The 16,506-nt window shown below is 62.4% G+C and carries 16 protein-coding genes; 8 read left to right on the forward strand and 8 right to left on the reverse strand.

Annotation, left to right across the window (positions count from 1 at the left end; translation table 11 throughout):
- Window positions 1–116: 116 nt before the first annotated feature.
- A complete protein-coding gene (locus ACERI1_RS03945) occupies window positions 117–401 on the reverse strand; it encodes a DNA-directed RNA polymerase subunit L (RefSeq protein ID WP_373616733.1) in 285 nt (94 codons plus the stop codon).
- A gap of 166 nt (window positions 402–567) precedes the next feature.
- Here ACERI1_RS03945 and ACERI1_RS03950 point away from each other — a divergent pair, with 166 nt between their 5' ends.
- Window positions 568–2,388 carry a rhomboid family intramembrane serine protease gene (locus tag ACERI1_RS03950; protein ID WP_373616735.1) on the forward strand — a complete coding sequence of 607 codons (1,821 nt, stop codon included), beginning with the start codon at window positions 568–570 and terminating at the stop codon, window positions 2,386–2,388.
- 20 nt (window positions 2,389–2,408) lie between these two features.
- On the opposite strand, the gene ACERI1_RS03955 is transcribed toward ACERI1_RS03950, so the two are convergent.
- Window positions 2,409–3,059 (reverse strand): METTL5 family protein, encoded by a 651-nt coding sequence (locus ACERI1_RS03955; RefSeq protein ID WP_373616737.1) that lies wholly within the window; start codon window positions 3,057–3,059, stop codon window positions 2,409–2,411.
- A 138-nt stretch (window positions 3,060–3,197) separates the two neighbouring features.
- On the opposite strand from ACERI1_RS03955, the gene ACERI1_RS03960 reads away from it, so the two are divergent.
- A complete protein-coding gene (locus ACERI1_RS03960) occupies window positions 3,198–3,380 on the forward strand; it encodes a zinc finger domain-containing protein (protein ID WP_373616739.1) in 183 nt (60 codons plus the stop codon).
- A gap of 62 nt (window positions 3,381–3,442) precedes the next feature.
- On the opposite strand, the gene ACERI1_RS03965 is transcribed toward ACERI1_RS03960, so the two are convergent.
- Window positions 3,443–4,474 (reverse strand): hypothetical protein, encoded by a 1,032-nt coding sequence (locus ACERI1_RS03965; protein WP_373616741.1) that lies wholly within the window; start codon window positions 4,472–4,474, stop codon window positions 3,443–3,445.
- Window positions 4,475–4,570: 96 nt separating this feature from the next.
- On the reverse strand, window positions 4,571–5,488 hold the full coding sequence (locus ACERI1_RS03970) for a permease (protein ID WP_373616743.1): 918 nt from the start codon (window positions 5,486–5,488) through the stop codon (window positions 4,571–4,573).
- A gap of 251 nt (window positions 5,489–5,739) precedes the next feature.
- Here ACERI1_RS03970 and ACERI1_RS03975 point away from each other — a divergent pair, with 251 nt between their 5' ends.
- The 6 genes from ACERI1_RS03975 to ACERI1_RS04000 all read left to right on the forward strand — a co-directional run bounded on the left by ACERI1_RS03975 (window position 5,740) and on the right by ACERI1_RS04000 (window position 12,467).
- A complete protein-coding gene (locus ACERI1_RS03975; RefSeq protein ID WP_373616744.1) occupies window positions 5,740–6,333 on the forward strand; it encodes a response regulator in 594 nt (197 codons plus the stop codon).
- A 113-nt stretch (window positions 6,334–6,446) separates the two neighbouring features.
- A complete protein-coding gene (gene dph2, locus ACERI1_RS03980) occupies window positions 6,447–7,496 on the forward strand; it encodes a diphthamide biosynthesis enzyme Dph2 (RefSeq protein ID WP_373616746.1) in 1,050 nt (349 codons plus the stop codon).
- Between the two features lie 248 nt (window positions 7,497–7,744).
- Window positions 7,745–8,521: a hypothetical protein gene (locus ACERI1_RS03985; protein WP_373616747.1), complete on the forward strand. Its 777-nt coding sequence runs from the start codon at window positions 7,745–7,747 to the stop codon at window positions 8,519–8,521.
- Window positions 8,522–8,680: 159 nt separating this feature from the next.
- A complete protein-coding gene (locus ACERI1_RS03990; protein WP_373616748.1) occupies window positions 8,681–9,514 on the forward strand; it encodes an MBL fold metallo-hydrolase in 834 nt (277 codons plus the stop codon).
- A 56-nt stretch (window positions 9,515–9,570) separates the two neighbouring features.
- Window positions 9,571–11,460: an AAA family ATPase gene (locus ACERI1_RS03995; RefSeq protein WP_373616749.1), complete on the forward strand. Its 1,890-nt coding sequence runs from the start codon at window positions 9,571–9,573 to the stop codon at window positions 11,458–11,460.
- Window positions 11,461–11,540: 80 nt separating this feature from the next.
- Window positions 11,541–12,467 carry a hypothetical protein gene (locus tag ACERI1_RS04000; RefSeq protein WP_373616750.1) on the forward strand — a complete coding sequence of 309 codons (927 nt, stop codon included), beginning with the start codon at window positions 11,541–11,543 and terminating at the stop codon, window positions 12,465–12,467.
- Between the two features lie 18 nt (window positions 12,468–12,485).
- Here the strand turns inward: ACERI1_RS04000 and ACERI1_RS04005 are convergent, their stop codons facing one another.
- The 4 genes from ACERI1_RS04005 to ACERI1_RS04020 all read right to left on the reverse strand — a co-directional run bounded on the left by ACERI1_RS04005 (window position 12,486) and on the right by ACERI1_RS04020 (window position 16,492).
- Window positions 12,486–13,799, reverse strand: a complete 1,314-nt coding sequence (locus ACERI1_RS04005; RefSeq protein ID WP_373616751.1) for a hydroxyacid-oxoacid transhydrogenase — start codon at window positions 13,797–13,799, stop codon at window positions 12,486–12,488.
- A complete protein-coding gene (locus tag ACERI1_RS04010; protein WP_373616752.1) occupies window positions 13,796–14,602 on the reverse strand; it encodes an N-acyl homoserine lactonase family protein in 807 nt (268 codons plus the stop codon). Before ACERI1_RS04010 ends, ACERI1_RS04005 begins: the two co-directional genes overlap by 4 nt.
- A 458-nt stretch (window positions 14,603–15,060) precedes the next feature.
- A complete protein-coding gene (locus tag ACERI1_RS04015; RefSeq protein ID WP_373616753.1) occupies window positions 15,061–16,107 on the reverse strand; it encodes a tyrosine-type recombinase/integrase in 1,047 nt (348 codons plus the stop codon).
- The gene (locus tag ACERI1_RS04020) at window positions 16,097–16,492 is read right to left on the reverse strand and encodes a DUF5805 domain-containing protein (RefSeq protein ID WP_373616754.1); all 396 of its coding nucleotides are present in this window, start codon (window positions 16,490–16,492) and stop codon (window positions 16,097–16,099) included. Before ACERI1_RS04020 ends, ACERI1_RS04015 begins: the two co-directional genes overlap by 11 nt.
- Window positions 16,493–16,506: the final 14 nt, after the last annotated feature.

Consider the following 16,506-nt stretch of genomic DNA (forward strand, 5'->3'; position numbering starts at 1 on the left):
CTCACGTCCGCGGCCCGCGCTGCCATCGATCGACGGTTGCGCTCCTCACGCCCGAATGCGAGAGGAAAACGAGGAGAAACGATGGAGCACAGCCCGAGACTGACGACTACCAGTGCTTATGCAGCCGCTTCGAACGCGTCGCGAAACGATGTCGCCTTCTCGCGGACGGTCACAGCCGCGTCTTCGAGACACCCGAGGGGGTCGGCCCCACTTTCGGTCTTGATCGTCAGGATGGGCTCGGTCTGGCCACCCGACTGTTCGGGGTTGACGTCGTAGGTTGCTGCGCTCACGTCGTCGTGCTCGAGCAGCGCACCCTTGAGCACGTTCATGAACGTGTGGTCCTCGCCGGCGATCTCGATCGAGAGTTCGTCCTCGGTGCTCTCGGTGACCCGCAGTTCCATGTCAATCAGTGCGGCCGTCGACCGCTTGTACCTTTCGAAGCCAGCCCTCGGTGGGGATCGGGTAGCGACCCCCCGGCGCGTCTCCACGACGGCACGGCGAGGGCGCCGAGACCGAACGGCTTCGGTGAAGGCAAATCACTATACGGCCCCGTTCGAACCACGGCATATGCGCACCCTCGGGGTCCTGCTCGCGGTCGTCGTCGCCGCGTCGCTGATCGGGTCGATCGCGGTCGTCAGGTGGGTTCATCGACCGGCGCGAGACTGGTACGACGTGGCTCGAGCGCGACTCGTCTACGGGATTCCGTGGGGCTCGCTCGTCGTGATCGCGTTCGTCCTCGCTGTCTACCTGTTCGTCCAGAGCGGGCTGGCAGACTTCGACGATCCCGTGACGATTCCCTTCCGCACCTGGTCGTACTTCTATCCGCTCGGGATGGCGACGGCGTCGTTTTCCCACGCCGGGCCGGGCCATCTCATCGGGAACCTCGCTGGAACCGCCGTCGTCGCGCCGATCGCCGAGTACGCCTGGGGCCACTATCCGGACGAGCGCGATCCGGTACGAACCGATTCGTGGGCCGTCGATCCGCGCGTCCGGGCGGTCGTCGTCTTCCCGCTTGCCGTCATCGGGGTCGGACTCGTGATGAGCCTGTTCGCGCTCGGCCCCGTGATCGGCTTTTCGGGCGTCGTCTTCGCACTCGCCGGCTTCGCGATCGTCCACTACCCGATCGCGACGATTATCGCGACGCTCGGCGTCCAGAGCGCCGTCTTGCGCCTTTACTACGCGCTGCAAGAGCCCATCCGCGTCTACACGGCAGAGCCCAGCCCACCGTCGGCACCCTCCTGGGCCGGCATCGCCATCCAGGGCCACGCGCTCGGGCTCTTCGTCGGCTTCGTCCTCGGAATCGCCCTCCTCAAGCGCCGCCACAGCCGTCCCGATCCGCTACGGCTCTGGCTCGCCGTCCTGTTGTTTGGCTTCTCGAAGGGGCTGTGGGCGATCTACTGGTTCGGTGCCGAGAACACGTTCGTGCTCTACCAGGGACCCGGCGTCGCTGTCGTCGCGGTGCTCGCACTCGTGGTCACGCTGTCGATGACCGCCTCCGACACACCCCTGCTCCCGCCGCGACTCCAGAGGCTGGTCTCGCAGTCGCCCAACGATAGCGATTTGCCATCGGTCGCCAGATCGCTCGAGCTCGCCGGCACTGCCCGCGATCGCGTCGTTACGGCCCGTATCGATCGCGTGCGCGAGCTTGTCCGCGGAACCGGCGATCACGAGCCGAGTTTGTCGAAACTAACTCGCAGGCGAGCCGCCCTTCTTGCAGTCGTCGTCGTGCTCGCGATTCTCGCCGGCATGGCTGTCCCCGCGAATTTCCTCGTCGTCGACGACGCGACGGCATCGTCGGATTCAGCCCTTCAGATCCGGGACTACACGGTCGAGTACGTCGAAGGCGTCCCGAACGAGCTCGTCACTGGGATCGGCATCGAGGCCATCGAGAGCGACGACGGCCTCGAGTCGAGCGGGGTGGTCGTCGCCAGCGAGCGCCGCGAGATCTGGCTCGAGGTGATCAGCACCCAGCGTCTCGCCTTTACCGGCGAGGAAACGGTCACTGTCGGCGGCCCCGGCTGGCGCGAGGACGTCCACGTCGAGCGCGCCGGCTGGGAGCCGGTCGGCAACGACACTGTCTATCAGGTCTGGCTGTGGGAAGACGGCGACGATCGCCAACTCGCGTACGAATCCAACGATTCGCGGGCCGAGGCGCGGATTGCCGGTCGAAACGTAACCGTCAGCTCCGACGGCGGGACGTTCGCCCTCGCGGTCACCTCGAGCGACGGGAACGAAACTGACGCTGTCGCGACGACGCCGATTCCGGCAGCAAACGAGACGGCAACGGCAGGCGGGCTGACCTTCGAGCGCGACGAGAAGACGATCTACGCGGCCGCCGACGGAACGCGGGTCGCGATCGCAAGCAAGGAGACGTACAACGGGTCGTGACCGCGACTCCGCGTCGCGGATTACGCTCGTGTCGGCCACTCGATGCGGAAGACCTCCGCCTCGAGCGTCGTCTCGGCTTCGGTATGAAAGTCGAACTGCTTGGGCAGCGGGAACGCCGCCCGGAACGCGTGGGTCACCGTCCCGCCTTCGTCGGCGGCGAACGACTCGACGAACGACTGGCTGCCCTCGTTATGGATCGTATAGGAGACCGCCCCGATCTCACGTGCCGTCTCCAGAAAGTCCCGATCCGCGTGTCGATTCCCGCGCTGTGCACCGAAGGGCGGGTTCGAGAGAACGGTGGCGTCGGTACACGAAAACGGATGGCGGGTGACATCGCCGCGGAGCCACGCGATCGGACTGCCGTTGTCCTCACTGGCGTCTTCGACGACCGACCGCTCGTTTCGCCGGGCGACCGCGAGCGCATCGGCGTCGACGTCGATCGCCGCGACGTCGTCGCTCCCGGCCAGTGTCGCTGCGATCGCGAGCATTCCCGTGCCGGTCCCGAGGTCGACGACTCGTCTCTCGAGGTCGCCCTGTAACCCTGCCAGATGGCAGAGATGGGCGGCCAGTTCCGGCGGGGTGAGATACTGCTCGAGGTGAGCCGACGGCTCCGCGAAGTCCGCGACCGACTCGAGTCGACGGGCGAGCGTGCGCCGAGAGGGACTGGACATAGTCGGTCGTCAGTGCTCGAGCGTAATGGATCCCCCGAGGTCGCCGGCGTGTTGCTGGTCGTGTTCGTGTGAAGCGGGACGTTTCCGTTTCACGATATGTTCGAATAGAGTTAAGGACACTCCGCGGAAGTTACAGGTATGGAGGAGTGTCCACGGTGTGGAGGTGCCATCGAAGAACTCTCGCTCGGCGAGGTATCGACGGTCATATGTTCTCGCTGTGGGTTCGCTGACATTCCTGTCGAACATCAGCCGACCGGCGAGGAGCACGAGTCGTGGCGCGATGCACTCAACCGATTTTACGAGCAGTCGACCGATCGCTGACCCCACTCGAGTCGCTACCGATACCTGAAAACGCGAGAAAGGACCGCTACAGCGGCGACGGCTTACTCGTTTGCAGGCGCTGCTTCCGCCTCGTCCGCTTCCTCCTCGTGGTCGACGTCCTCGTCGGAGCGAGCCGCAACGAGCCCACCGCGAGCGACGCTGTACAGTGGCTCGTTCGCGTGCGAGACGCCGCTGATCGAGAACGGAATGTTCGCCTCCTGCAGGTGGTCGCGGAACAGTGCTTCGAAGCCATTTGGACTCGAGGTCCCGCCGGTGACGACGACGGGGATGTCCAGTCCTTCTTCGACGTCTTCCTCGTCGACTTCCGTGACGATATTCTCGATGACGTAGTCCAGCAGGTTCTCGTAGTAGATCGACAGCGCACCCTCGACGCCGCCGACGTCGGTCGTGAAGTCGAGCTCGAAGTCGTCTTCCTTGATCGAGGTGACCTTGTCGACGGGCGTGCCGGTTGCGCGAGCGGCCTGTTCGTCGACCCAGTCGCCACCGCGGGCGACGGAGAACTTCATGACGGGCACTGCGTAGTAGGCCAGACAGACGTTGGTCATGCCGGCACCGAACGAGATCCCCAGGCCGGTGAAGTTGTTGTCCGCGAGTTCGGAGTAAATGACGGACATCCCCTCGTTGATCGGCTCGGCGTCGTAGCCCATGTCGTCGAGGAAGGATTCGATCGTCTTCTGGTGGTACAGCGTCGAGAGTTCAGAGTCGATCGGATCCGCTGGCGTCGAGAAATAGAGCTTCTCGTCCGGATAGGCGGGCTCGCCGACGACCTGTTCGATGATGAGCTTCATCATCGGGATCGCGCTCTGTTCATCATTTGAAAGGATCCCGTGTTTCATCGGTCGCCGGGTTTCCTTGTTGAAGATGTTCGCGAAGTTGAGTGCGTCGTCGCCGACGACGTAGACCTTGTCGTCTTTGCGAATATGCAGGACTTCGCTTCGCGAGAGCATCTGCTCGGCCATATCCGAGTACTCGATCTCGACGAATGAGTTACGCTGTTGCACGAATACCGTGTCGGTTCCATCCTGCTGTGCAGACAGGATGTTCATCGTCCCGACGTCTAGGCCTTTGGCCATGTGTGGGGAAGGAAACCGACGGATTATAAATCTATGTGCGCCACTTACAGATCTGATACTATGAAAGACGACGCTATTTCTTTCCGGCCACCTGGATTAATTTCGCTTCATCAGGTCGCGGATCCGTCCGAATAGCTTCGAGACCGGAGACGTCACCGTCTCGACGGCACTACTCTCGTCTGCCGTCGCCAGTTCTTCAGCTCGCTGTTGCTCGCGGAGCTCTTTGAGTTTCGCCGTCTGGTCGTCGACCGTCGAACTCGAGGTCGTCTGCTTCGTTTCGCCGCCTTTCAGTCCTTTGAGGCCGGCGACTTGCGCGTCGACGCCCGACGACCGCGTCGTCGTAGTGCCGGCGTTGGTGTCGACGCTGACATCGTCGAAATCGTCCTCGGAGAAGCTCAGCCGTTTGTGTTCGGTCTTCTCGACGCCGCCCCACGAGAGTTCGACGCCGTCCATCGCGTCGTCGATGTCCTGTTGGACCTCTGTATCGGTTACGTCGGGGTCGTCGTCTTCCTCGTCGGACACCACCACGTCGGCTTGCTGTGCCATATCGAGATAGTGGGCGATCAGTGCTGCACCCGTCGAGGCGGTGATGCCGGCGAGTCCGACGGCGTACACCGCAACTACCTGAACGGTGTAGTCGTTTCCGTAGCCGTTCCAGTGGTGTGGATAGACGGAGAGGAAACCGGCGACCGCAGCGAGAGTGATCGTTGCACCGCCGATCGACGTATACAGTACCCGTCGTTCCGCCGGCAGGAGCGTGACGATCCCGAGCATCAAGACGGGGACGGCCACCATCGCGAGTCCGTACGCGGGACCGACCCACGCGAAGTAGCTGGCGGATCTGGCCGGGTTCGTATTGCCCCAGAGAAAGAGCAACAGTGCGACGACTGCCAGCCCGATCCCGCCCAGGAACAGACCGAAGCCGACGTAGACGTCGGTTCGATCCTCCGGTTCACCGATGTATCGACGATAGAGGTCGAAGAGATACCCGTCAGGGGCCTGTTCCGCTGCCATTGACCACCCGTTTACGCTCCAGTACTATGACTGTTGGGACGGAAAACGAACCGAACGAGCGGCTGAATCTTACCGTGATCGAGCGGTCACGGATTCACTCCAACACACGTCTGGTGGGCTCGAGGGATCCGAGAATCCGGACCACGGCTCGTGGTCAGACAGCCGGTTCTATCGACCGACACCTGTAGCTCAAACAATATAATTCCATAGTTTGATAGTAATCGGGCCGTGAGATACTACCATCCCGAATTATGGCTGGTGATACGAACACCGTTCTCGTCGCAGACGACGACCCCGCCGTCGCTGCTCGGTTGCGATCGTGGCTCGCCGAGGACTACCGAGTTGTGACGACGACTGATGGCGACGAGACGCTCGCACTTCTCGAGGATGCTGACGCAGTGCTGGTCGACCCCGCTCTCCGGACGGAGTCGGGCTCGGTCGTCGCAGCCGAACTCGAACGCCGCGCGACAGCACAGACGGTCGCAGTGCTCCGTGACGACCAGCACCAGCACGGCTCGGACTATCAGCCCACTGCCGGCGATTCGCTCACCAAACCCGTCGACGAGACACAGCTTCTCGAGACTGTCGACAGCCTGGTTCGTCGTGCCCGATACGACGAACTGATCGCGGAGTGTACGTCGCTTGCGACCAAACACGGCGCGCTCGAAACCGGAGACGATCTCACAGACGAAGACCACGAAACGGTCCAACAGCAACTCGACGACGTGTTTTCGGAACTCGACGAACTGGTCGACTCGTTCGACAGCGACGACTTTCGGGCCGCGTTCGCGACATGTGAGTTCTCGACGACGACACAGCCACGGCGGGCAAGCGAGCAATCCTGAGGCGGTTTGAGACGGCGACACGACGGGGTCGCACGGACTATTGCTGACTGCGGTCGATATTCTCCGCTCTCGACAGCGTGCAGTATATACGTTCGTGGCAGCAAAGGCTGTCAATGAGTCAGGAGTCGGAGTACAGCGAGGGCGACCTCCGAAACACCGGGATGAGTCTCAAACACGACCGTGAGTGGGACTACGAACTCGAGCAGATCGTCGAGGAGATCGAGGAACGAGACGCAAACAAAGTCGGGCTCCAGTTTCCTGAAGGACTGAAGCGACGCGGTCCAGCCGTCGCCGACGACCTCAGAGAACTGACCGACGACGACGTGACGTTCATGCTGTCGGGCCAGCCCTGTTATGGGGCCTGTGACCTAGACACCTATCTGATGAAACGCACCGACGTGTTCGTTCACTTCGGCCACTCGCCGATGAAGAACACGGACAAGGTCATCTACGTGCCGCTGTTCTCGAACGTCGAAGTCAAACCGATCATGGAGGAAGCGCTCGAGACCCTCGAGCCGCCCGAAGAGACCGAGGGCGTCGGCCTCGTCACGACGGCCCAGCACATGAATCGCTACGAGGAGATGACGGAGTTCTTAGAGGAGCGTGGCTACGAGGTCCACAGCCGTCGCGGCGACGACCGGCTGACCCACGAGGGGCAGGTACTCGGCTGCAATTATGCGAGTGCAGACGTGCCCGCCGATCAGGTGCTCTACGTCGGCGGTGGCAAGTTCCACCCGCTCGGGTTGGCGATGGAACATCCCGACAAGCACGTGGTCATCGCGGATCCGGTCAATAACGTCGTCACCGTCGCCGATACGGAGAAGTTCATGAAACAGCGCTACGGCGCGATCCATCGCGCGATGGACGCCGAGAAGTGGGGCGTCATCTTCTGTACCAAGATCGGACAGGGTCGCTGGGAGCAGGCTCAGGAGATCTTGGACGACAACGACGACGCGTACCTCATCACGATGGACGAAGTGACGCCGGATCGCCTGCGCAACTTCGACATGGACGCGTTCGTCAACACCGGCTGTCCACGGATCACGACCGACGACGGCCCGCAGTTCCACAAGCCGATGCTCACCCCCGGCGAGTACCGGATCGCCGTCGGTGACGAGCCGCTTGATAGCCTCTCGTTCGATACCTTCCACGGCACCTGGTAACGCCCTCTTTTTTCTCGCTATCGCGTTCGGGTTGTCGTCGCCGTCACGACTCCCGTTTCGGCGATCCGTTCCGCTCGGTGACGGCTGCGGAGAACAGAACGCTCGGCGACCACCCCAAAATAGGGTGTTACTTTCTCCAGAGTATAACCGTGTAGAGTCTAGTATAGTATGGAAATTATGGACCAAGGTGGAGATTCCAACGCAATTTGGGAGTGCCCTTTTGCATACTAGTCACCGACCAGTAGTCGATGAGTAATACAGGACCGAGCGGATCGACGACCGCTGTCCGTGACGAGTTCTTCGACGCCTTCGCTGACTGCCGTCGACGAACCGTTCTCCGGGTCGTGTATCAGCGATCGCCGGACGAACTCGAGAAAGACGAGCTTGCGCGCCACCTCGCAGCAGTAACAATGGATAAACGACCCGCCGAAATGACCGACGACGACTATCGAGGGGCGCTCGTCGATGTCCATCACCGGCTGGTGCCGTCGCTGACCGACGCTGGTCTCCTCGAGCCGGTCGATGACGAGACGATCGTACTGGGCGATCATCCAGCCTTCGACGACGCCCTCCTCGAGGGCATCGTGTCGGCCCGCCACGACGCCGACGACGCCACACTCGATGCAGTGTTCCGCGCGCTCGCCGCCGACCGTCGACGGACGATCCTGTCGATACTTGCCGAGGAGGATCGCCCGCTCGAGACCGAAACGCTGGCTCGTCGCGTCGCGGCTCGCGAGGCGGAGACGACCGAGCGTGAGGTCGCCCGAGAGCGTGTCGACGAGGTGGCGACCGCGTTCGTGCACGTTCACGGACCCATGCTGGCAGATGCATCGCTCGTCGACTACGACGCCGAGGCGGGGCGGGTCGCCGACGCGGACCACCCGGTTGTCGACCCCGAGTGGATCCGGCCCGGCGACGCAGCAGCGACAGCGACCGACAAGTCGGTGACCGTCGAACGACATGTCGACGACGCCGCGCCAACGACACACCAGCTGATCTATCGCGCCCAGCCACGCTCTCCGTGATCGAGTCGGGGTCAGGCGACGGCGAAGACAAGCGCCGGTCAGGTCACGGTACCGGGCAACGCGGTAGGTCAAGCCACGACCGGCGCCGGTCCTTGTCGGGGTTCGCCCCACTTCGCGGAGACGACAACACTTACTCAGTCGGTCCCCACAGCCTCGAGTATGATCGAAAGCGACTGGGACGATTGGCTCGTCCGCGACGTCGAAGACGCGACGCCGGAGGGTGTCGCGATCTGGTATCTCGGCTGTAACGGCTTCGTCCTGAAGGGGACCGACGGAACGACGATCTACATCGATCCGTATCTCGGACTGGGCGATCCACCGCGGACGGTCCGGATGATTCCCGTGCCGTTCAACCCGGGCGACGTTGCCGAGGCCGACGCCGTCCTCGCGACCCACGAACACACCGACCACGTCCACGGGCCGAGTCAGGCCCCGATTCTCGCGAACACGGATGCGACCTTCTATGCACCCGACGACAGCGTTGCGAAAGCCCGCGACGAGGAGGCGTGGACCGACGAGTGGGACGTCACCGACGACCAGCTGACCGAAGTCGCCGAAGGAGACTCCCTCGAGATCGGCGAGTTCACCGTCCACGTCGAGCCCGCCAACGATCCCGACGCGACCCATCCCGTCAGCTACGTGTTCGAACACGACGCCGGCACCTTCTTCCACGGCGGCGATACGAAACCGACCGACGAGTTCGAACGGATCGGCAACGAGTACGATATCGATCTCGCGGTGTTTGCTTTCGGCACCGTCGGACAGATTCCCGACAAACAGACCCGCGAGCCCAAGCGAACCCGCTGGTACAACGACGAGAATCAAGCCGTCGAGTGTGCCAGCGCCCTCGAGTGTGACCGACTCTTGCCGAGTCACTGGGACATGTGGAAAGGTCTGACCGCCGATCCGACGGCACTGCACCACCACACGGCCAGTTTCGAGTATCCACAACGGCTCGAGCTCGTCGAGATCGGCGACCGCGTCGATTTGTAACGATTCCCAAACTGTCCGCACATTTTATAATAATGGTATGGTAACGTTGGTTCCATATGACCAGCACCGCCGATACGGACGACGTAATCGAGGTCAGCGCCGATGGGATCTCCGTCCAGAAGACGTTCGAAGCGGACGAGTTTCCCGTTCCAGCGATCCGATTCGAGATCGAATCGGACCGTGACGAGTCGGTCACGATCCAACTCTCAGAAGACATTCCCGACTCGTTCCCGATGGACAAAGTCGGCTTTCACCCCGACTATCACAGCGACGACTGGACCGCCTATCAGGACAACCACGTCGAGTTCACGGCGACACTCGAGGCCGGCAGCGCGCTCGAGACCGTCTACGGGATCCAGATCGACGACGACAGTCGAGCCGCGGCGTTTCTCACTGAGCCGGCGATCCTCGAACTCGAGGCCGGCGACGACGACCCGTCAGATGCCGACGAACTCGACGACGATGTCATCGGCAACATCGTCTCCGAGGACGGCAATCAGGCCGTCAAGGACATGATCTCCGGCGAATCGGACGCCGTTCCCGGCCTCGAGGAAGACGAAGACGACTCCGACGACGAAACTGACGAAGACGACACCTCGGGCCTCGATCTCGATCTCGGGGATGTCGACACCGACCCCGATCCGGTCGACGACGAGACGGCTGACGACGACGAGACGCCGGACATCGATCTCGGCTTCGGCGACGAAGAGTTCCCAGAAGACGACGAGCCGGATATCGATCTCGGATTTGACGAGGATGACGACCTGTCCGTCGAGGACGACGACCTGTCCGTCGAGGACGACGAGCCGGATATCGACCTTGGGTTCGACGAGGACGACGACCTGTCCGTCGAGGACGACGAACCGGCGGCTGATGTGGATGACGAACCAGCCGTCGAAGCAGACGACGAATCGACTGTCGAGGATGACGACGAACCGGTGTCTGATGAGGACGATGAACCAGCCGTCGAAGCAGACACCGAGTCGACTGTCGAGGACGATACCGAACACGACGTGACGATCGACACCGACGCGGACGAGACAGCCACCGAGGACGAATCGGCGAGTGCAGACGCCGAACCGACCAGCGGCGATGCCGAACCGGCGACTGACGACTCCTCGGACGAACCAGTCGAAGCGAGCGCCGACGACACCGAAACGCCGGCCCTCGAAGTCGAGTCCGACGCAGCCGACGGTGCTGCAGAGCCAGACGAGCCAGACAGTGACAGTGACGACACAGCCGAACCGGCAGCCGAGCAGACGGAAGACCCTGCCGAGACGGTCGATGCCGACACACCGACTGCAGATGCCGATGCCGACGCGGTCGATTCGCCGGCTGAAGCCGAAACCGCCACTGTCGAGTTCGACGGCTCGGTTGCGGCTCGCCTCGCGACCGAGATCCGAGACGGAACGGTCGACGACGACGATCTCGAGACGATTCAGGCCGAACTCGACCTCGAGCCTTCGGGGCCGGAAATCGCGAAAGTCGAGCACCTCCAGTCTCGCGTCGAGGAGGTCGCCGCCTACACCGACGCACTCGAGACGTTCCTCGAGGACAACGGCACCGGCGCACAGCTCATCGAGGAGGTCCAGGACGATCTCGAGGCGCTGGAAGACGACCTCGCGTCGATGGACGAGCGACTCGGGGGAACGTCGTCACAGGTCGAGGAACTCGACGCTGACGTTGCGGACCTCACGGACTGGAACGCCGATCTCGAGACGGATCTGAGCGACGTCACAGACGACGTCGACGACCTGGACGAGACCGTCACGGAGATCGACGACGACGTTTCGGACCTTACGGATACCGTCGACGACGTAGAAGACACCCTCGAGGATGTGGAAGCTGACCTCGAAACCGTCGCGGACGACCTCGAGACGGTTCGGGCGGACGTGACGGACATCCAGGACTGGCGCGACCAACTCGGCTCGATGTTCTCTAACTGAGCGGCGCGATTGTCGGCCATCGATTTCGGACTGTGCCGGAAACGCAACTCGTTTATCCGTTGCCGATTGAGAACCGGTCGATGGGCGAGACGATACCGATCGCTGTTCCACGAAAGGGGCGACCGCTCGAGTCAGTACTCGATCGGATCGCAGGTCGCCTCGGCGTCCCCGACCTCGCCGACGACATTACATCGACGCTTCGTCACGAAAAGGCACTCACGAAAGGGTCCATCGAGCCCGACGAGGAGGACGTCTACCATCGTCTCGCAGACTACAGTACCGTCGACGATCCGACCGCACCCGAGTACACGCTGTTGCGCGACGACCGCGCCGGCAAACCGCGGCGGATCGTCTTCGACAGCGTCACGATCCCGCTGTCGAACGTCGAAGGCGCACCCGACGACGCGGCGGTCCAGCTCGTCGGTCGTGAGGAGCCGTTTCGAGCACTCCGAACCCACGAGTTCGCGCTCGGGTTCGACAGCGCAGACCTCGTTCTCGAGGAAGTCGTCGAACTCCGACCGGAGCCGCTCGACCGGATCGCCGACGTGAACGCTCGAATTAATCCCGCCGACACCGACGTGCAGGTCGTCACCGGGCTCGGCGATACCGTCTACCACACGCTGCTTGCCACGCCCGAGGTCGCGCCGTCCGCCGAATCGATCGATCGGGACTTCCTCGAGACCTACGAGGGACCGCTCTGTATCGAGCCCAGATACGAACGGCTCGTTCAGGCCGTGCTCGGCACGCAGCTCCTCGATGGCATCGACTTCCAGTATCCGACCGACGGTCGCGAGGAAGAAGCAGCGATCGCCGACGCGGGGCTGGGCGTCTATCTGACCGTCACGGGTTCGACCGCCCGTGATCACGGTCTGCTGCTCGGTGAACAGCTGTTCCCGAGCGAAACCGTCCTGCTCGAGAACACGGCAGAAACGACCGACACGGTCGACTGCGTCCGCGCGCTGCTGAACGGCCCCGATCTCGAGACGGAGCTCGCGGTCGGCCACTAACGCACGATCGCTGCTGTCTTACTCCCAGTTGTGCAGCGAGTCGCGGAAGATTTCCGCGACATCTGCTTTCGTCACCGGGCGCGGATTACATCGCAGCAGCCGTTGCTGGGTGTCGACAGTCTGTTCGGCCAGCCAGTCGATCTCGTCGTCAGTGATGCCGGCGAGATCGTGGAGCCCGCTCGGGAGGACGTTCAGATCACGCTGGAGTGAGACGAACTCCTCACGTGCGCGATCGGCTGCGGTTCGCGTGCTCAGTCCGTCGGTGTCCGCGCCGAGCAACTCGGCGATGGTCGCAAAACGGTCTGGATCGCTGGCGACGTTGTACCCCAACGTGCTCGCCGGCGTGAGCACGGCGATCGTTTCACCGTGATAGGTGTGGTACTTATTGCCGACCGGATACGCCATCGCGTGACAGAGGCTTGCACCGGCCGTGAGACCGGCGATCGCGCCGTACAGTGCGCCCTTCAACATTGCCTCACGAGCCTCGAGGTCGTCACCGTTGTTGACCGCCCGTCGCACGTTACTCGAGAGGAGGTCGATCGCCTTCTCGCTGAACAGTTCGGTAAAGCCAGTGCGGCCGGCGTAGACCGGTCGGTCGGCGGGGTCCTCGGGACGGAGTAAGTTGTCGTATCGATGTGTCGTATACCCTTCGATGGCATGGCCGAGCGCGTCCATTGCGGTTTTCGCGGTGAGATCAGGCGGGAGCGACGTGGTCAGCGTCGGATCGAGTACCGCGGCGTCGGCTCGCACGTTGTTACTCGAGATGCCCTCTTTGATCTCTTTCTCGGCGACGGAGAGGATCGCAACCGGCGAGATTTCGGAGCCGGTGCCAGCCGTCGTCGGGAGCAAGACAAGGGGTGGGCCGGATTCGGTGAGCGCCTCACCGGAGCCGGTCGGTTCGGCGACGTAGTCGAGTATTTCGCCGCCGTTGGCGACGACCGCGCGCGTCGTCTTCGCGGTGTCGAGACAGCTGCCGCCGCCGAGTCCGATGTAGAAATCGTAGCCGTCCGGCCCCATCTCGTCGCGAACGAACGAGATACACTCCTCGACGGCCTCGATCGAGGGTTCGCGCTCGGAGCCGTCGTAGACATCGACATCGAATCCCGCGTCCTCGACGTGGTCGGCAACCCGGCCTGCGTGGCCGATCTCGGCCAGCGTCTCGTCGGTCACGATCAGCCCGCGTGCATCGTCGTTGACGCCCAGATCCTCGAGTTGGAAGCCGAGTTCTCTGACCGCGCCACGACCCACACGGATCTGTGGCATCTGAATGTGCCAGACGGTCTCGGGCGTGAGTTCGTGCGGGCTAGCAGAGACGGAGCGCTCGTAGCTCACAGCCCCCACCCCGGCTGCATTGCCTCGAACTGCTCGGGGTCGTGTCCGTAGACGATTTCGGCGTCGTGACGCCGCTCGAGTGCTTGGATGCGACGGAGGCTGTCGAACCACTCGGTCTTGCCCCAGAGAAGATGCGCTCCGAGCGGAATCTCGTCCTCGAAGTTGTCGGCCATGTAGACCTGATCACCCGTCAAGACGAGCGTCCCCTCGTCGTCTATGTGGATCACCGTCCCGGTGAGCCCTGGTGTGTGGCCGGGGAAGCGGACGAACTCTACGTCCTCGAAGTGTTGCTCGCGGTCCCGGTGTAACACGTGCCAGTTCAGGTCGTGGTCGAAGTCCTCGAGGATATATGCGCCACTTCCCTCGTCGGTCTTCGCGCTGTAATAGGCGAACTTGAGCTCGCGCTCGTGAACGAAGACGGGGACGTCAGTCCCATCGAAGAACTCGAGTCCGCCGGCATGATCGAGGTGCAGGTGGGTCTGGAAGACGTAATCGATGTCGTCGATACCGAATCCGGCCTCGTTGAGGTCGTCGTCGAGCCGATGCTCGTGGGCATCGTGTGGATAGAACGCCTGTACGAGTCCCTCGGGCCAGTGGCCCTCGAGTGCGTCGTGATGCGAGCCGGTATCCCAGAGGATCGTTCCCTCGGGATGGTCGATCACGAGGCTCCAGACCGGAATTTCACCGTAATCGATGTCGGGGTTGGGCTCGTCGTGTGTGCCGAGCACGTGCCCTTCCATCATGTAGTTCATGTCGACCTCGAGGCCACCGCGGTCGAGAACGTGTATGGTAGCATCAACCATGGTACAACACCACAACTAGGTGACCAGAACCTGGCTAATAATCATTCGGGAGAAAGAACCTGCCACCGGTACGCACCGAGACACCCCGCTGGTGCAAGCCTGGTTGGCGAACCCCTTCTCTAGTTGATCGCGAACGAGCGAGAATTAGTCATTATGCGGGCACGACTGCCAGAGAACGGGTAACACCGCTTGAACGCACGTAGTGGTTCGTCCAACGTGACCGACGACAGGGAGTCTCGAGCCGCAAATTGATATAGCTATATTTGATTTATTAGTCCAGTCCAAGACAGACACTCTGACTACGATCATAGTTATGATCTGTCCACTGTTCATCCCAGAACCGGACTATGCCAGTGTAAGGATCGGCCACCACGTAGTCGTCTGTACTGTCGAAACTGCTGGACATCTCCCAGTCCACTGTGTCTCTCATCAGCGAAATCCCCGTGGGCCGACACCTATTACCAGGTGACAGCGTAGATCGACTCGAGATAGGTCTCCCGGACGCGATCGCCCCAGTTGTGTGTGTAGGTATCGATCACGTCGCCGGCGACGTCACCCCGGAGGTACTGGACGATTCCCCGATCACCGGTCCGGTCCCGCAGATGTGTGGTGAAGAAGTGCCGAAAGTAGTGGGGCGTAACGTTCTCCTGGGTCCCGCCGCCGGTACGGTACCAGCCGTGATCGCGAGCGTGTTTTTCGACGATATAGCGGACGTCCGACGGCGTGAGCCGCTTGCCCCACGAGTCGCGGGTATCGAGAAAGAGCGGTTGCGCTGTCGATATCGAATCCGGACGGATCGCCAGCCACTCGCATACCGCCTGCCGAAGTTCGCCGTCGACGGGGACAACCGTGTCCCGCTTTCGCTTGTTCGAGGCTGTCCGTTCTTCGCCGTTGATGGTCGTTCCGCGGGCTGGCTCGGCAGAGACGAACACCGATTCGGGTCGCTGCTCGAGCCCAACGCGAGGCGTCCACGTAAGATCGAGTGCCGGCGTCTCGAGGTGGAGATCGCGCAGATCGAGGTTGCAGAGTTCGCCAACGCGCATCCCCGTCTTGAGGAAGGTGACGACGACGGCTCGCTCGAGGGGGTGAGAAATCGAGTCAACGAACGACTGCATTTCCGGCACCGAAATGTCACGTCGCGTCGGATTCGTCTCGATCGATTCGGACAGCTCCTCCATGACGAGTGCCATCGGGTTATCGTCGAAGACGCCGACGCGAGTCATGTAGTCGTAGAACCGGTTGAGATAGGAGGCGTAGGTCGCGATCGTGCTGTCTTCGAACTCCCCGCGCAGCGAGTGCACCCAGGCCATACACTCTCGCCGTTGGGCCGCGCCGACCGCGTCGACATCGAAGCGTGTGTCGAGAAACGCCTCGAAGCGCCGCAGCACTCGCTCGTAGGCCTCGAGCGTCCGCTCGCTCTTGCCGTGATACCGCTGGTCGTCGAGGAAGTACGCGATCGGATCCGCCACGTCCGCCGGCGCGTCGCCGGTTGGTTCAGTCGCCATCGCCACCACCGTCGACGGTCGTATACCCACCGTGGCGACCGCTGTATCGAATCCGGTTGGTCGCCTGGAGTTCCTCAAGTGTCTCATCCAGTCGCGACTCGATGTCGTCGGAGACCGCCTCGAGCAGTTCGTCCCACGAATATGTGTCAGAAGATAGTAGTTCGAGAACCTGTCTTTCGAGGGCGTTACCCCCAGGGTCTACGTCCGAAGAATCGGGTTCCGCTACGTCGGGATCGAACCCCTTGCGACCGGCTTGGACCATCGTTCGGACGAACTCGCTCTGGCTCATGTCGAGGTCGTCGGCGTGAGATTGCCACTCCGCTTTTTGATAGGCCGGAACGTACGTTTTGACAGTTACTCGAGAAGTATCGGTCGAATCGCTCATACAGCGTTCATCAA

This window comes from Natrinema sp. HArc-T2 (assembly GCF_041821085.1).
GTDB lineage: Archaea > Halobacteriota > Halobacteria > Halobacteriales > Natrialbaceae > Natrinema.